General features: G+C 72.2%; 15 protein-coding genes. 8 read left to right on the top strand and 7 right to left on the bottom strand.

Annotated elements, in window-relative coordinates:
* Nucleotides 1-30: 30 nt before the first annotated feature.
* Both LLS1_RS02180 and LLS1_RS02175 read left to right on the top strand, forming a co-directional pair.
* Nucleotides 31-783: a GntR family transcriptional regulator gene (locus tag LLS1_RS02180; RefSeq protein ID WP_226653389.1), complete on the top strand. Its 753-nt coding sequence runs from the start codon at nt 31-33 to the stop codon at nt 781-783.
* A 55-nt stretch (nt 784-838) separates the two neighbouring features.
* Complete coding sequence (locus LLS1_RS02175; RefSeq protein WP_223358388.1) at nt 839-1,603, top strand: GTP pyrophosphokinase family protein; 765 nt, start codon at nt 839-841, stop codon at nt 1,601-1,603.
* Nucleotides 1,604-1,628: 25 nt separating this feature from the next.
* Here LLS1_RS02175 and LLS1_RS02170 read toward each other — a convergent pair whose 3' ends face one another.
* On the bottom strand, nt 1,629-2,393 hold the full coding sequence (locus LLS1_RS02170) for an SDR family oxidoreductase (protein WP_226653388.1): 765 nt from the start codon (nt 2,391-2,393) through the stop codon (nt 1,629-1,631).
* A gap of 161 nt (nt 2,394-2,554) precedes the next feature.
* Between LLS1_RS02170 and sigJ the strand changes: the two genes are divergently transcribed.
* The 3 genes from sigJ to LLS1_RS02155 are packed head-to-tail and all read left to right on the top strand — an operon-like array spanning nt 2,555 to nt 5,654.
* The gene (gene sigJ, locus LLS1_RS02165; protein ID WP_223358390.1) at nt 2,555-3,448 is read left to right on the top strand and encodes an RNA polymerase sigma factor SigJ; all 894 of its coding nucleotides are present in this window, start codon (nt 2,555-2,557) and stop codon (nt 3,446-3,448) included.
* Between the two features lie 27 nt (nt 3,449-3,475).
* On the top strand, nt 3,476-4,111 hold the full coding sequence (locus tag LLS1_RS02160) for a DUF2461 domain-containing protein (RefSeq protein WP_226653387.1): 636 nt from the start codon (nt 3,476-3,478) through the stop codon (nt 4,109-4,111).
* Nucleotides 4,112-4,160: 49 nt separating this feature from the next.
* Nucleotides 4,161-5,654, top strand: a complete 1,494-nt coding sequence (locus LLS1_RS02155) for an MFS transporter (protein ID WP_226653386.1) — start codon at nt 4,161-4,163, stop codon at nt 5,652-5,654.
* Nucleotides 5,655-5,668: 14 nt separating this feature from the next.
* On the opposite strand, the gene LLS1_RS02150 is transcribed toward LLS1_RS02155, so the two are convergent.
* Nucleotides 5,669-6,289, bottom strand: a complete 621-nt coding sequence (locus LLS1_RS02150; protein ID WP_226653385.1) for a MarR family winged helix-turn-helix transcriptional regulator — start codon at nt 6,287-6,289, stop codon at nt 5,669-5,671.
* 54 nt (nt 6,290-6,343) lie between these two features.
* Between LLS1_RS02150 and LLS1_RS02145 the strand changes: the two genes are divergently transcribed.
* Complete coding sequence (locus tag LLS1_RS02145; protein WP_226653384.1) at nt 6,344-7,357, top strand: hypothetical protein; 1,014 nt, start codon at nt 6,344-6,346, stop codon at nt 7,355-7,357.
* A 102-nt stretch (nt 7,358-7,459) separates the two neighbouring features.
* On the opposite strand, the gene LLS1_RS02140 is transcribed toward LLS1_RS02145, so the two are convergent.
* Entirely contained in the window at nt 7,460-9,313 is a 1,854-nt protein-coding gene (locus LLS1_RS02140; RefSeq protein WP_226653383.1) for a glucoamylase family protein, read from the bottom strand.
* A gap of 148 nt (nt 9,314-9,461) precedes the next feature.
* On the opposite strand from LLS1_RS02140, the gene idi reads away from it, so the two are divergent.
* On the top strand, nt 9,462-10,013 hold the full coding sequence (gene idi, locus LLS1_RS02135; RefSeq protein WP_226653382.1) for an isopentenyl-diphosphate Delta-isomerase: 552 nt from the start codon (nt 9,462-9,464) through the stop codon (nt 10,011-10,013).
* A 151-nt stretch (nt 10,014-10,164) separates the two neighbouring features.
* Entirely contained in the window at nt 10,165-11,010 is an 846-nt protein-coding gene (locus tag LLS1_RS02130; RefSeq protein ID WP_226653381.1) for an SDR family NAD(P)-dependent oxidoreductase, read from the top strand.
* 174 nt (nt 11,011-11,184) lie between these two features.
* Here LLS1_RS02130 and LLS1_RS02125 read toward each other — a convergent pair whose 3' ends face one another.
* The 4 genes from LLS1_RS02125 to LLS1_RS02110 all read right to left on the bottom strand — a co-directional run bounded on the left by LLS1_RS02125 (nt 11,185) and on the right by LLS1_RS02110 (nt 15,837).
* Nucleotides 11,185-11,709, bottom strand: coding sequence for a hypothetical protein (locus LLS1_RS02125; RefSeq protein WP_223358399.1), 525 nt, complete (start codon nt 11,707-11,709; stop codon nt 11,185-11,187).
* Between the two features lie 56 nt (nt 11,710-11,765).
* Complete coding sequence (dcd, locus tag LLS1_RS02120; RefSeq protein WP_223358400.1) at nt 11,766-12,371, bottom strand: dCTP deaminase; 606 nt, start codon at nt 12,369-12,371, stop codon at nt 11,766-11,768.
* Between the two features lie 74 nt (nt 12,372-12,445).
* Nucleotides 12,446-14,707, bottom strand: a complete 2,262-nt coding sequence (locus LLS1_RS02115) for a glycoside hydrolase family 3 N-terminal domain-containing protein (protein ID WP_226653380.1) — start codon at nt 14,705-14,707, stop codon at nt 12,446-12,448.
* The gene (locus LLS1_RS02110) at nt 14,704-15,837 is read right to left on the bottom strand and encodes an ABC transporter permease (RefSeq protein ID WP_374758228.1); all 1,134 of its coding nucleotides are present in this window, start codon (nt 15,835-15,837) and stop codon (nt 14,704-14,706) included. The genes LLS1_RS02115 and LLS1_RS02110 overlap by 4 nt, the downstream gene beginning before the upstream one ends.
* Between the last annotated feature and the right edge of the window lies 1 nt (nt 15,838).

Below are 15,838 nucleotides of genomic sequence, written 5' to 3'. Positions count from 1 at the left end.
AGCGAGGTCGATCCGACGAAGGGGGACAGCATGGGGGCACACCCGGTGGCGGAGGGGCGCCTGGACCGCGATTCCGATGAGCCGCTGTGGCAGCAGCTGGTGGCCGTACTGCGCGACTCCATCGAGACCGGCGCCCTCACGGCCGACCAGGCACTGCCCTCCGAAGCCGAGCTCATCGACCGCTACGGCGTCTCGCGCACTGTCGTCCGGGAGGCGCTCGCGGAGCTCGTCCGGCGCGGCCTGATCTACAAGATCCGCGCCAAGGGATCCTTCGTCGCACCCCCGCGGCGCGACCTGTCGTTCATCGGGTCGAACGCCGGATCGTCCGAGGACCTCGCCGGGACCGGCCGCACCGTCGTGACGCGCATCCTGTCGCTCGACGAAGGCGCCGCCGACGAACGCGAGGCGACCGCCCTGCGCCTCGCGGAAGGCGCGCCCGTCGTGCGGATGCGCCGCCTGCGCACCGTCGACGGAACCCCCTGGCTCCTCGTCCGGACGACCCTGCCGCACGAGCGTTTCGCCGGCGTGCTCAAGGCCAACCTCGAGAACCGGTCGCTCTACGACCACCTGCGCCGCACCTACGGCGTCTCTCCCGCCGGGGCCGACCGCTGGCTCCAGGCGGTCATCCCCACCGCCGAGGAGACGGCACTGCTCGACATCCCGCCCGGCACCCCCGTGCTCGACATCGAGTCGGTGGCCTGGGACGAGCACGAGGTGCCGTTCGAGTACTATCACGCGCTGCATCGCAGCGACGAGTCGCGCTTCTACGTCGGCGTCCGCTGATCCGGGCCACCGGATTCACACCGCCCGCACAACCACCGTCGATAGCGTGATGGACATGGATCCCGACCCTGCCGACGCCGCCGTCCCCGCTCTCGCCGGTGATCACGGAGGACCCCTGCTCTCCTCGCGCGCCATCGAGGCACTGCAGAGCATCGACCCCGCCACCCTCGACGAAGTGCAGGCGTTCCGGGACGATTTCGCGCGGTTCATCATGCCCTACAAGTTCGGCATCGACGAGATCTCGACGAAGGTCTCCATCCTGCGCGAAGAGTTCGCCGAGCTGCACGACTACAACCCGATCGAGCACATCTCGAGCCGGCTGAAGTCGGCGGAGAGCATCGAGCAGAAGGTCGTCCGCAAGAACTGCGAGCCGTCGTTCGAGGCGATCCGCGACGCCATCACCGACATCGCCGGAGTGCGCATCATCTGCTCGTTCGTCTCCGACGTCTACCGCGTGTTCGAGCTGCTGATCGCGCAGGAGGACGTGCGCGTGCTGCGCGTCAAGGACTACATCGCGCACCCCAAGCCCAACGGCTACAAGAGCCTGCACGTGATCCTGGAGGTGCCGGTGTTCCTCAGCGCCGGCCCCGTCCACGTCCCGGTCGAGGTGCAGCTGCGCACGGTCGCCATGGACTTCTGGGCGAGCCTCGAGCACAAGATCTACTACAAGTACGACGGCGAGATCCCGGGCCACCTGATGCGCGACCTCACCGCCGCCGCCGACACGGCGGCCCAGCTGGACGTGACCATGGAGGACATCCACCGGCAGGTGCGCGGCGACGGCGGCGGAGTGCAGTACAGCCTGCCGATGCAGGTCTGACGCAGGCCGGTCAGACGCAGACCGGTCAGGGGCCGGTGGGCGCTCCCCGGACGACCTGGGCGGTGAGCCACTCCGCGAAGGTCTGCTCGCCGAGCTGCGCGTCGGGACCCGCGAGGATCGTCCCGTCGCGAAGTGCGCGGCCCCAGCGTCCGGGCAGCGGGACGGCGAGCACGCGCCCGCGCCGGCCGGTCGCCGCGAGGTAGCGGCGCACGAGGTCGGGCATCTCCTCCACCTTGGGCCCGCCGAGATCGCGGTCGAGCCCACGGGGCGCGCCCGTCGCCACCGCGGCGAGCGCCTCCCCCACCTCCGCCGCGGCGACGGGCTGGGAACGCATCACAGGGACCAGGTGGAGTCGCTTCTCGCGATCGCCGACGAGCTGCGCGGCGAACTCGTGGAACTGGGTGGCCCGGAGGATGCTCCACCCCGTGCCCGACTCCCGCACGAGCCGCTCCTGCAGCGCCTTGCCCGCGTAGTACGCGCTCGGCGCCTCGGTCGCGCCCACGATGGAGAGCACGACGTGGTGCGGGACGTCGGCCTCGCGCTCGGCGGAGAGGAGGGTGCGCGTCGCCGTGCCGAAGAACTCCCGCGAGACGCGACCCGAGGTGGTCTGCACGCTGGTGACGTCGACGACGGCCGCGCATCCGGCGAGCGCCGCCACGAGCCCGGAGCCGGTGAGCACGTCGGCCCCGGTCGAGCGGCTGAGCACGACGGCCTCGTGTCCGGCCGTACGGAGAGCCGCCACCGTGTGCCGCCCGACGACGCCGGTGCCGCCAGCGACCGCGACCCTCATCGTTCGCTCCGCTGGTCGCCGCGGGTGTGGGTGGGCGGGAGCAGGCCGTCGGCCGCAGATGTGATGTCCATACCCATCACGACGACACGGGCACTCCGGATGTGAGGCGCTCCTCACATCCGGAGCCGCTGATCCGTCTTAATGGTGTGAGGGAGGACCGGATGGGCGTGGACATGGACGCGGAGGTGATCGCGGAGCGGCGGCACCTGCTCGCCCTCGGCTACCGGATGCTCGGCACCGTGGCCGAGGCGGAGGACGCGGTGCAGGAGACGTATGCGCGCTGGTACCGTCTGGCTCCCGACGAGCGCGCGGCGATCGCGTCCCCGCGCGCCTGGCTGACCCGGGTCGCGAGCCGGGTGTGCCTCGACGTGCTCGGGTCGGCGCGGGTGCGGCGCGAGAGCTACGTCGGCCCGTGGCTGCCGGAGCCCGTGCCGTCGGCCGCGTTCGGCGTGCCGGGAGCGGGAGCGCCCGGCGACCCGCTGGACCGGGTGACGCTGGACGACTCGGTGAGCTCGGCGCTGCTCGTGGTGCTCGAGGCGATGACCCCGGCGGAACGGGTGGCGTTCGTCCTGCACGACGTCTTCGCCCTGCCGTTCGATGAGATCGCCGCGATCGTCGGGCGCTCACCCGCAGCCTGCCGCCAGCTGGCGGCGTCCGCCCGCCGCCGTGTCGCGACCCGGCGCGAGCGGGAGGTGCCGCGCGCGGAGCACGACCGCGTGGTCCAGGCGTTCGGGGCGGCGGCGGCCGGGGGCGACCTGGTCGCCTTGATCGCCGTGCTCGATCCGGAGGCCGTGCTGACGACCGACGGAGGCGGCCGCGTGAGCGCCGCCCGCCGGCCGGTCCTCGGCGCGGAGAACGTGGCGCGCTTCCTGCTCGGGCTGGCGGTGAAGTACCCGGAGTCGGTCGTCGCGCCGCAGCAGACGGCCGACGGCCTCGGCTTCGAGGTGCGTCAGGAGGGGGTGGTCACGGGCATCCTGACGTTCACTGTGCACGCGGGCCTCGTCACCGAGATCCGGATGATGCGCAACCCGGAGAAGCTGACGCTCTGGGGCTGAGCGGGCGGCACGCGCGAGAATCGGAGCATGCACTTCGACGGTTTCGACGACGACGCGATCACCTTCTACCGGGAGCTGACCCTCCGGAACGACCGCGCCTTCTGGCTCGAGAACCGCGACCGCTACGAGAATCGCGTCGCCGGGCCGATGCACGCGCTGGCGGACGCCCTCGCGCCCGAGTTCGGTGCGGCACGGCTGTTCCGCCCCTACCGGGATGTGCGGTTCTCCCGCGACAAGTCCCCCTACAAGCTCCACGCCGGGCTGACGTTCGAGCGCGGCGGGTACGTGCAGGTCTCGGCCGAGGGAGTGGCCGCGGGCGCGGGGGTCGATCTGTTCGACCGCGACCAGCTCGAGCGCTACCGCCGTGCGGTCGACGCCCCGGCCACCGGTGCGGCGCTGGAACGGGCCATCGCCGCCGTGGAGGCGGCCGGCCACGCGATCGTGGTCTCCGACCGGTTGAAGACCGCACCGCGCGGGTTCCGCCCGGAGGCCGGCGAGCCGCCGCATCCGCGCGCCGAGCTGCTGCGCTACAAGGGCCTCGTCGCCTGGACGGACTGGGGCATCCCGGACTGGTTCGCCACTGCGGCGGCAGCGGACGAGATCGCCCGGTTCCTGCGCGAGAGCGAACCCGTCTCCGGCTGGCTGCGCGACACCGTGCGCTGACCGCGCGGCAGTTCACCGGCTGTTCCCCGCCACGCCCTACGCTGTGGGCATGACACGCGACCTCCCCGGTGGCGGCGGTGCGAGCGACGACGGCGACGCGAGCACGAGACGCCCCACCACCTCGACCGACGCCCTCGTGACGTCGGCGAGCCCCCTCTTCGCCGACTCGACCACCGAGCGTCGCATCCCGCGCCGCTGGGTGCTGTCGTGGGCGCTGTGGGACTGGGGAGGCGCGGCCTTCAACGCCGTCATCACCACCTTCGTCTTCACGGTGTACCTGACCGGGAGCCTGTTCGTCGATCCGGCGCTCGTCGCCGCGCGCGACGCCGAGACAGAGGTCGACGGCCCGGCGCACGCCGCCGTGACCGCCGCCGAGGCGCCGCTGTCGAGCGGGCTCGGCTGGGGGCTCGCGATCGCGGGCATCGTCGTCGCGCTCCTCGCCCCGGTGCTGGGCCAGCGGACCGACGGATCCGGCCGGCGCAAACTCTGGCTCGGCATCAACACAGGCGTCGTGGTCGTGATGACCGCGCTCATGTTCCTCGTGGCCGGCGAGCCGTCGTACTTCCTGCTCGGAGTGACCCTGGTCGCCGTCGGGACGGTGTTCTACGAGATCGCGACGGTCAACTACAACGCCATGCTCGTGCAGGTCTCGACGCCGAAGACCGTCGGCCGGGTGAGCGGCTTCGGGTGGGGCGCCGGCTACCTCGGGGGCATCGTCCTGCTGCTCATCGTCTACGTCGGGCTCGTCACCGACAACGGCGACGGCACGGGCGGGATCTTCCACGCCCCGCAGGACGCGGGACTCAACATCCGCATCATCGCGCTGATCGCCGCCCTGTGGACGCTCGTCTTCTCGCTGCCCGTGCTGATCTCGGTGCCCGAGATGGAGAAGAACGCGCCCACCCCACGGGTCGGGTTCTTCGCCTCCTACGCCGTGCTCGTGCGCGACATCGCCCGGCTGTGGCGGGAGAGCCGCAACACCGTGCTCTTCCTGATCGCCTCCGCCCTGTTCCGGGACGGGCTGGTGGGGGTGTTCACGTTCGGCGGCATCCTGGCGCAGGGCACCTTCGGGTTCTCCAGCGGCCAGGTGATCATCTTCGCCATCGCGGCCAACGTCGTCGCCGGGGTGAGCACGCTGCTCTCCGGACGGTTCGACGACCGGTACGGTCCGAAGCCCGTCATCGTGACGGCCCTCGTCGGTCTCGTCGTGGCAGGCCTCGCCGTGTTCTTCCTGCACGACGGAGGCGCGACCGCATTCTGGATCGGCGGGCTGGTGCTCTGCCTCTTCGTGGGCCCGGCGCAGTCGGCGAGCCGCACCTTCCTCACGCGGGTGACCCCGGCCGGGCGCGAGGGGGAGGTCTTCGGCCTCTACGCGACGACCGGGCGCGCGGTGTCGTTCCTGGCGCCGCTGCTGTTCGCGACGTTCGTGGCCGTGGGAGGGGCGCAGTACTGGGGCATCCTCGGCATCGTCCTGGTGCTCGCGCTCGGTCTCGCGCTGCTGCTGCCGGTGAAGGCGCCGGGGAGGGCGGGCGCGCGGGGCTGAAACGCGGCGCAGCGTCAGGCGCGGGGCCAGGCGCGGACGAAGCGGTCGAAGAGCTCGGCGAAGGTACGGGCTTCCTCCGGGGTGAATCCCGCGAGCGCCGACTCGACGGCGCTGCGGCGATGCGTCCGCACCTCGTCGAGTTGTGAGCGGCCCGCGGCCGTGAGCTGGATGAGCGCGCGGCGGGCGTCCGACGGGTCAGGCACACGCCGCACATGCCCGCGCTCGACGCCCTCCTGCACCAGGCGGCTGGCGCGTGGCTGATCGACGCCGATCGCCTGGGCGAGCGAGCTGATCGACAGCGGGCTGCCCGCAGCCTCGGCGGTCTCCAGCGCCTCCAGCATCCGGATGCGCGCGATGCGACCGAGACTGCCGTCGCGCCCGCGACGCCCCGAGCCGGGACGCGCGGAGTCGCCGAACGGCGGGTGGTCGTGGTCGGCGTGGTGAGCGGTGCGGTCATGACCGGAGTGGTCGTGCGACCCCCACCCGTGCGGGCCGCGCGCGAACGGTCCGTCGCCCCACGGTCCGGCCGGTCGACGGCGCGACTGGTCGCGGCGCACCGCCATCAGCGCGCTCTCGATGAGAGCGACATCGTCCGCCGAGGGCGAACCCGGGCTGGCTTGACTCCGATCATCCATGTATGTAACTATACATTTACTTGTCAACGTACATACAAATAGGAAGGGGTCCCGATGACGACCATCGACGACTCGAACAACACCCCTGCCTCGACCCCGCCCGGCTACTGGTTCGGCGAGATCGAGAGCCGCCTGCGCGACCGGATGCGCTCCGCCCTGGCCGAGCAGGATCTGCGCCGCGGCGGCTGGCGCCTGCTCCACACCCTCAACGACGGCCCGGCGAGCGCCGACGAGCTCGCCGCCCGCCTGCCGCGCGGACGCCGCGGACGGGGTCGTTCCCCCGAGCGCGACGCCCGCGGACATGACAGCGCGCGGCGCGGCCGTGACCGCTCCGGCTCGCCGGAGCGCGGCGAGCGCGACCACCACCACGGCCACGACGGCTTCGGACGCGGCGGACACCATCCCTCGGCGTCTCCGCGCCCGCAGGGTGCCTGGACCTCCAGCCGCGAGACGTGGCACGCCGAGCGCCCGTTTGGCCCGGGAGGAGGTCGCCCCGATCATCGGGGCGCCGACGCCCACGCCGAGACGTACGCTCCTGCCGAGGCCCACGGCCACGACGGGAAGCACGGTCACGAGCACCACGGCCACCACGACCACCACGACCGCGAGGCCGCCTTCGAGCGCGGCTTCGAGCGCGGGTTCCTGCGCGGCACGGCCGCGGCACCCGCATTCGGCGGCCCGTTCGGCGGCCCGGGCGGCTTCCGCGGCGGGCGCGGCTTCGGCCCCCATCGCGGCCACGGCGGTCCGCACGGACGCTGCGACGGCGACCGCCGCACGGCGCGCATCGAACGCATCCTCGCCGATTTCACCGAGCGCGGCTGGGTCTGGTTCGACGGCGAGAGCGCCACGCTGACCGACGAGGGCCGCGCCGCCCACGACGCCGCCTTCGCGCGGGTCCAGGAGGTGCGGGCGGCCGCGACCGACGGCATCTCGGCCGAGGACTACGCCACCACTCTGTCCACCCTCGAGAGGATGGCGAGGAACCTCGGCTGGGAGCCGCGGGACCCGGAGCCAGGCGACGAGCCGGGCACGCGCGCGGCGGAGGAACGCCAGGCCGAGGACAGCTGACCCTCCGCGATCACCCGACCCCTCCGCGATCAGGAGGGGAGGCGGAGGCCGGGGCGCGCGCGTCCCGGCCTCCGCCTGAGCTGCTCACGGCCGCGCCGACCGTCACGTCGTGCGACGACGCCGCCACCCGATCGCCAGCGCGATCGTTCCCGCACCCCCGAAGAGCACGGCCAGCGCGGTCGCGACGGCGACCGCGCCTCCCGCGCCCGAGCCTGTCGCAGCGAGCTCGCCGGCCGCGATTCCCGCCACCGCCGCTCCCCCGCCGGTCGCCTCCCCTGCGGGCTCGCTGCGCGGCGCCCACGCCGCCGAGAACGTCTGCGCCGCCATCAGCGGCTGCAGCGCGTCCCGCACCGCGTCGTCGGCGAACAGCGTGCGCATGGCACCGTCGTCGAGGCCGTTGGCGACCGCCGCCATGATCATCGACTGGTCGAGGGAGAGGTAGCGCTCGGCGATGCGTCCGCTGTGGACCGCGACGGCGTCGTAGAAGCCACCGGGGCCGTACGCGTGCAGCTCACGCTCGATGCCGCGCAGGTTCTCGACGGCGCCGCGGGCGTCGTAGCCGAGTGCCAGGAACGACGCGTGCGGGGTCACGACACCGTCGCCGTACGCCGGCGCAGGGTTCGTGCCGCGCTCGGCGGTCGGACAGCCGTCGAAGGGGAGGTCGACGTCGGTGTTCTCCTGGTCGGAGAAGTAGCCGTCGGCGCGCATCCCGGCGGCATCCACGCCGTACTCGCGGTAGCCGCCGTCGGGGTTGCTGGCGGGCGAGAAGCCCCAGTAGCCGTAGCCGGCGTCCTGTCCGTGCTTCTCCTGCACAGCCACCGTCACGGGATGGTTCACTCCCCACGAGGTCGGACCCCACACCTCCTCGGGCACCAGGAGGTCGGGCATCAGCGCCTCGAACATGCTGCCGCCCCAGCTCGGCACGAACCGCATGCCGTCGTATCGATAGGCGCCCTCGTAGACGGTGAGGCCGTCGTAGACGCGGCTCTCGCCCACCGGGCTCTGCTCCTGCCACGAGTAGTCGCATCCGGCGGGCATGGTGCGGAAGGTGCCGTACAGGCCGGACGACGGGATCTGCCCGTTCACGATGCCGAGGTAGGTCGCGATGCGGCTCTCGCTGACCGTCGTGTCGTACCAGTGGCAGGTGTAGAACACGTTCGGGCCGACCCCGGAGAACGGCGCCTGCTCGCTGGCGCACGTGTCTCCGGGCTGCTCCTCCCAGAACCCGCCCTTGTTGGTGCCTGCGGGGAGATTCGGGGTGTACGGCGTGGGATCGAAGAAGACGCCGAAGTCCATCGAGTCGTACAGGGCCCGTGCGCGGTCGGCGAGAGCCGGTTCGCCGTTCGCGACCATTCGCAGGGCCGCGGCGAGCCAGCCGTTGTCCACCGTGCTGAGGAAGGGATGCACGACGGAGCCGTCCTCCGGCCAGGTGGTCAGCTTGCGACCGTCTGCGGGCGAGTACCAGTTGTAGAACATCCCGCTGGCGGCGTTGCGCTCCAGCCGCTCGAGGGTTCCGACCGTGGTCGCGAGGCGCGCCCGCGCGTCGTCGGCGGAGATGATGCCGAGACCGCGCGCCGCGAGGGTCGACCACAGGTAGCCGCCGATGTTGGTCGGCGACGTGTGCCCGCTCGCGGAGGCGGGGTCGAGTGCGCCGTCGATGTTGTCCGCGGGGAGCCCGACGGCCGGATCCGTCATCGCATCGAGCGATCGCCAGGTGTCGGCCGCCCAGCGGCGGAGGTCGGCCGCGTATGGCGACGCGTCACCGGAGGCGGGGCCGTGCGTGTCGACGGCGAGGGCGGTGGGTGCGGCGGCCGCGAGGGGCGCGGCGGCGGACGCCGGAGCGGCCGAGGCGGGAGCGGCGAGCGCGACCGCGCCGGCGAGTGTCGCGGCGAGAGCTGCTCCGCCGGCGCGGAGCGCACGCCCGGATCGCGGGAGGCGGGGGAGGTGAAGGGGCATCGTCGTCCTTTCGCCCGGCACCCGCGCAGCAGCGCACGGGCACCGTCGGTTGAGGTTTCGTGAGAGTGTATGCGCATACATCGCATCCCGCAACCCTGCCGGTGCACCGCCCCGCGCCCGCGCCTCCCCGCGAGCCTAGGATGGACGCATGACGCCACCCCGGGAAGAGGTCGTCCTGCTGGCCGAGGACGGGACGCCGATCGGGACGGCCGACAAGGCCACCGTCCACACCACGGACACTCCCCTGCACCTCGCCTTCTCGTGCCATCTCTTCGACGGCGAGGGGCGCATCCTGGTCACCCGGCGGGCGCTCGGCAAAGCCACGTGGCCCGGAGTGTGGACGAACTCGTTCTGCGGGCATCCCGGCCCCGGCGAGTCGTTCGCGGACGCGATCGCGCGGCGCGCCGGCGACGAGCTCGGGACGACCATCGAGAACGTCGTCGTCGCACTCCCGGACTTCCGCTACCGCGCAGTCGATGCCGGCGGCATCGTCGAGTACGAGATCTGCCCGGTCTACACCGCCACGATCGCGGGCGAGCTGGCACCCTCCGCCGCCGAGGTCGCGGAGTGGGAATGGGTCGACCCGCGCACGCTTCTCGCTGCCGTGGAGGCGACGCCATGGGCCTTCAGCCCGTGGCTGACCCTGCAGCTCCCCGCCCTCTACGCCTCGCCGGATGGCGAACCTTCGGGCCAGCTGTGAGAACGGCTCATATTTTCCACCTGTGAAATCTCCTGTGGATAACTCGCCGCGGCGTATTCCGCCCAGAGAATCCGTACGCCCACGGAGCGACTCGGGGCACAGACCGCCCACCGTTTGACCTCGAGCGCACTCGAAGGAGCATGCTGGGACCATGAACTCCTCCAGCGCTCCGGTCGCCCTCGTCACCGGAACCTCCACCGGCATCGGACTCGAGACGGCGGTGACCCTCGCCCGCGGCGGGTGGGATGTCGTCGCCACGGTGCGCGACGTCGCCCGCGCGGACCGCCTGCGCGACGCTGCCGCCACGGCCGGCGTCTCCCTCGACATCCGCGCTCTGGATGTGACCGACGGGGCGGCCTCCGCTGCGCTCGTCGCGCTGGTCGCCGCCGAGCGCGGCCACCTGGACGCGCTCGTCAACAACGCGGGTGCCGCAGCCCTCGGCACCGCCGAGATCATGGGGATCGACCGCGTCCGCGCGGCGATGGAGGTCAACTTCTTCGGCGTGGTGCAACTCACCCAGGCCGCTCTCCCCGCCCTGCGCGCCTCCGGCGGTCGCGTGGTGACGGTGTCGAGCGTCGGCGGGATCGTCGGCCAGCCGTTCAACGACGCGTACTGCGCCGCCAAGTTCGCCGTCGAGGGATTCATGGAGAGCCTCCACCCCGTCGCCGCGGCGCTCGGCGTCGCGGTCGTCGTGATCGAGCCCGGCGCCGTCGCGAGCGAGTTCGTCGCCAACGCGACCGAGGGCCGGGATGCCGCGCTCGCCTCCGCGGGCGACTACGCGCCGCTGCTCGCCGCCTACCTGGAGCGCACTGCGGGCGCGTTCGACGCCGCGCAGCAGCCGGCCGACGTCGCCGCCGTCATCGGGCGCGTGCTCACGGAGGACGCGCCGCCGTTCCGCGTGCAGACCTCCGACGCCGCGCGTGCCTTCGTCGGCCTCAAGCTCGCCGACCTCGACGGCTCCCGCGTCACCGGCGCCACCGCCGCCTGGATCGCCTAACCGACCCTTTCCGTCGCGCCCGACACAGGGGACGCATTCCGCCGCTCTGGCGCGCGCATTCCGGCAGAATGCGACCCCTGCGCGGTGCGCCCCACAAGGGTCGCATTCCGCCGGAAAGGGGGCGCCGAAGCGGCAGTTCGCGACCCCTGGGTCACGCCGGACGGGCGGGGCCGGTCAGCCGGTGCGGGTGGCGTCGATGTGCTGTTCGAGCCACCAGGTGCGGCCCTCGTCGTCGGAGACCCAGCCGTCCCACTCGAAGGAGTCCTCGGTGATGGAGGAGAAGTTCCAGCGGATGGGGCGGCCATCGGTCTGCGTGCCGTCCTGGCGGATGCCGTCGCGGTGCCCGGTGGCGACCAGGGTGCAGAAATCACCGGCGACGGCTCCGAACCAGCTCACCCGCCACGCGCCCAGCACGGGGTCGTAGACGCGCACCGTCGTCCCCTTCGACTCCATGCGGGTGGGGTCGGTCGCGCTCGGGGCGACCAGCACGTCCTGCACCGCGCGGCCGCCGAGGGTGTAGGCGAAGAGCCAGTCGGTGGCGAACTCGCTCCACGCCCCCGACTCCTCGTCGAGGAAGCGGCACTCGGCGCGCCAGCTGCCGACGAGCTGCCCGAAGAGGTGCATGCGCTGCGGCCGCACCGGGGTGGGCCCCGTCGCGATCAGTGCACGCGCGAAGTCGGCGTCGGTCGTCTCGCTCATGGTGCGCCTCCCGGGTCGAGGGTCGGTCGAGGTCGGTCGGAATCGCCGGGGCCGGGTCAGCTGGAGGGGCGTCCGGCCTCGGTGCCGGACACGTCGGTCCGGTGGAAGTTGAGGAACGACCGCGAGGCCGTCGGCCCCCGCTGCCCCTGGTAGCGGGAGCTGTACTCGCTCGACCCGTACGGCCGCTCGGCCGGCGAGGTGAGACGGAAGAAGCACATCTGGCCGATCTTCATGCCCGGCCAGAGCTTGATGGGCAGGGTCGCGACGTTGCTGAGCTCGAGCGTCACGTGACCGGAGAAACCGGGGTCGATGAATCCGGCGGTCGAGTGCGTCAGCAGCCCGAGGCGCCCGAGGGAGCTCTTGCCCTCCAGCCGCGCGGCGACGTCGTCCGGCAGGGACACCAGCTCGTAGGTCGAGCCGAGCACGAACTCGCCCGGGTGCAGGATGAACGGCTGGTCCGCCTCCACCTCGACGAACCGGGTCAGTTCGGGCTGGTCCTCCGACGGGTCGATGAACGGATACTTGTGGTTGTCGAACAACCGGAAGAACCGGTCCAGCCGCACGTCGATGCTCGACGGCTGGATCATCTGGGAGTCGAACGGCTCCAGGGCGATCCGTCCGGCGCCGAGCTCGGCCTTGATGTCGCGATCGGAGAGAAGCACGGGGACAGCCTATCGGGTGCCGGTCGGCGGAGGCACGGGGTCGGACAGCGTCCCGCGCCCCGCCGCCGACGGGGTCAGTGCACCTCGAACGGCGCGGCCAGGAGGTCGATCTCGCGGGAGGACGAGCCGACGAGCAGTTCGAACGCACCCGGCTCCACGCCACGGTCGCCGGCCGCGTCCACGATGGAGCACTCCGCGACCGGGAGGATCAGCCTCACGCGCGCCGACTCGCCCGGGGCGAGGTCGACCTGCCGGTGCGCCTTCAGCTCCCTGTCGGCCCAGCTCACGCTGGTGACCGCGTCGCGCACGTACACCTGCACCGTCTCGCGCACCGGGCGGTCGCCGGTGTTGCTCACGGTGACCTCCGCCACGATGTCGTCGCCGGCCCCGACGTCGGTGCGCTCGAGGGCGAGGTCGGTGTACTCGACCGTGGTGTACGAGCGCCCCTGGCCGAACGCCCACGCCGGCGCCTGGGTGAGGTCGGCGTAGCGGTCGCCGTGCTGGCCGCGGATCTGGTTGTAGTACGTCGGCTGCTGGCCGACGTGGCGCGCGAACGAGATCGGCAGGCGGCCCGACGGCTCGATGCGGCCGGTGAGCAGCTCGGCCAGCGCCCGTCCACCCTGCATGCCCGGGTTCGCGGCCCAGACCACGGCGGCGGCCCGTGCGACGGAGGCGGGCAGCACGAGCGGCTTCGAGGCGAGCAGGATCACGACGACGGGCTTCCCCGTCGCGATCAGTGCGTCGAGCAGGGCGTTCTGGCCGCCGATCAACTCCAGCGTCGCGGTGGAGCGGCCCTCGCCGATCAGCTCGATGCGGTCGCCGACCACGGCGACCACGACGTCCGACTGCTCGGCGGCGGCCACGGCCTCGTCGATCAGCGGCCGGTCGGGCGCGCTGGGCACGACCACCGGAGGCCGCGGCTGGCCGTCCGGGAACGTGCGGCCGGCGGGGTCGTCCTCCAGCGTCAGGATGTCGGCGCCGCGGGCGTGGCGCACGCTGAGGCCGTCGATGGCGCGGAGGCCGTCGAGCACGGTCGTGATCATCTCGCGCGGCTGGCCGTCGAGCCAGCCGGCCTGGCCCGACCCGCCGGCCCAGTCGCCGAGCTGGGTCTGCGCGTCGTCGGCGAGCGGGCCGACGACGGCGACGCGCACCGGCGCGGAGGAGTCCGCCGCGATCGGCAGGGTGCCGTCGTTCTCCAGCAGGACGAGCGAGCGCCGGGCGACCTCGAGGTTCAGGTCCGCGTGCGCGGCGCTCCCGACCACCGTGTCGAGGTCGGGGGCGGGCAGGCGCGGGTCCTCGAACAGGCCGAGGTCGAACTTCAGGGTCAGGATGCGCCCGACGGCCGCGTCGAAGGCGTCCTCGTCCAGGAGCCCCTGTGCGACGGCCTCCAGCGCCCCTTCATAGAAGAGAGGAGTCGTCATCACCATGTCGTTGCCGGCCTTCACCGCGGCCGCGGCGGCGTGCGCGTAGTCGGGCTGCACCTTCTGCTCCCAGACCATGCGGCCCACGTTGTCCCAGTCGGTGATGAGGGTGCCGGTGTAGCCCCACTCGCCGCGCAGCACCTCGCTGAGCAGCCAGTCGTTCACGGTGATCGGAACGCCGTCGGTGCTCTGGTAGCCGAGCATGAACGTGCGGCAGCCCTCACGGGCCACACGCTCGAACGGCGGCAGGAACCAGCTCCGCAGCTTGCGCCGCGAGATGTCGGCCTCGCTCGCGTCCCGGCCGCCCTGCGTCTCGGAGTATCCGGCGAAATGCTTCGCGGTCGCGAGGATCGCGGTCGGGTCCTCGAGCCCGTCGCCCTGGTAGCCGCGGACCATCGCGCTCGCGAGCTCGCCGATCAGGTACGGATCTTCGCCGAACGTCTCGCTGATGCGCCCCCAGCGGAGGTCGCGGGCGATGCACAGCACGGGAGAGAAGGTCCAGTGCACGCCGGTCACCGCGACCTCTTCGGCCGTCGCCCGGGCGACGCGCTCGATCAGCTCCGCGTCCCACGACGCGGCCATGCCGAGCTGGGTGGGGTAGATCGTCGCGCCGGGCCAGAACGAGTGGCCGTGGATGCAGTCCTCACCGACGAGCAGCGGGATGCGCAGGCGGGTCTCGGCTGTGAGCCGGTTCGCCTCGAGGATGCGCTCCGGGGAGGTGTGCAGGATCGAGCCGACGTGGCGGCGCAGCACGTGGTCGCGCAGGTCGTCGCGCGCGTCCAGCTGCAGCATCTGCCCGACCTTCTCCTCCACCGTCATGCGGCCGAGCAGGTCGTCGACCCGCTCGGCCGTCGTCAGCGACGGGTCCTGGTACGGGAGCGTGGGAGATGCGGTCTCGGGAAGGGTCGACGTCATTCGGTGACGCCTTCCGTCGAGGAGCGGGCGGAGGACGACGTGGAGTTCGCCGGGGCGTCGGGTGCGTCGGCACCGGTGCGCACCTGGGTGACGGTCGCGTTGATGTTCAGGCCCTTCTTCTTCAGCGCGCGGGCGCGCTCGCCCGCCGAGCGCAGGCGGGGGTTGACGTACTCGTCGATGCCGAAGTTGACCAGTGCGAGCGCCACGCCGAGCAGCGCGATGCACAGACCGGCGGGGACGTACCACCACCAGTAGTCCGGGAACGCGTTGTTCTGCTGCGCCCAGAACAGCACGGTGCCCCAGTTGAGGTTCGACACCGGGATGACCCCGATGAACGCCAGGGTGGTGAGCCCCAGGACGGCGGCCGTCATCGTGCCGACGAAGCTGGAGGCGATGAGCGCCATCAGGTTCGGCAGCATCTCGACCAGGATGATGCGGTGCAGCGGCTCGCCGTTGGCGCGCGCCGCCTGGATGAAGTCGCGGTTGCGCAGCGACATGGTCTGCGCGCGCAGCACGCGGGCCCCCCACGCCCATCCCGTCAGGCCGAGCACGGCGGCGATGACGATCAACGGCGGGTCCTGGAACTGCGACGCGATGATGATCATCAGCGGCAGGCCGGGGATGACGAGGAACACGTTGGACAGTGCCGACAGGGACTCGCTCTTCCAGCCGCGCAGGTAGCCGGCGGTCACACCGACGGCGATCGCGACGATGGTCGCCATGATCGTCGCGAGGAATCCGACGATGAGCACACCGCGCGTGCCGTAGACGATCTGGCTGAAGACGTCCTGGCCGATGTGCGTCGTGCCGAGCAGGTGCTGGAACGACGGCGGCTGGAGGGTCTCGTCGAGGTTCTGCGCCTGCGGGTCGTACGGGGCGATCAGGGGAGCGAAGATCGCGACGAGGATGAACACCCCGAGGATGATCAGGCCGGTGGCCGACTTCGGGTTGCTGAACATCGCGAGCGACACCTTCAGCTGTGACCAGAATGTCTTGCGCGGCGCCGGCTCCTGCGGGGCGTGCGGACGCCCGGCCAGGAAGGCCGCCGTCTCCGGCGCCCCCACGCCGATCGGCTGGTCGGGCGCCGGTGCGTTCTCGGTGGGGAACGTGCTCTCTGCGGGGATGGTCATG

It is taken from the genome of Leifsonia sp. LS1 (assembly GCF_020521355.1).
GTDB lineage: Bacteria > Actinomycetota > Actinomycetes > Actinomycetales > Microbacteriaceae > Leifsonia.
The sequence above is the reverse complement of the archived record's forward strand: the minus strand, read 5'-3'. Positions and strand labels throughout refer to the sequence as shown.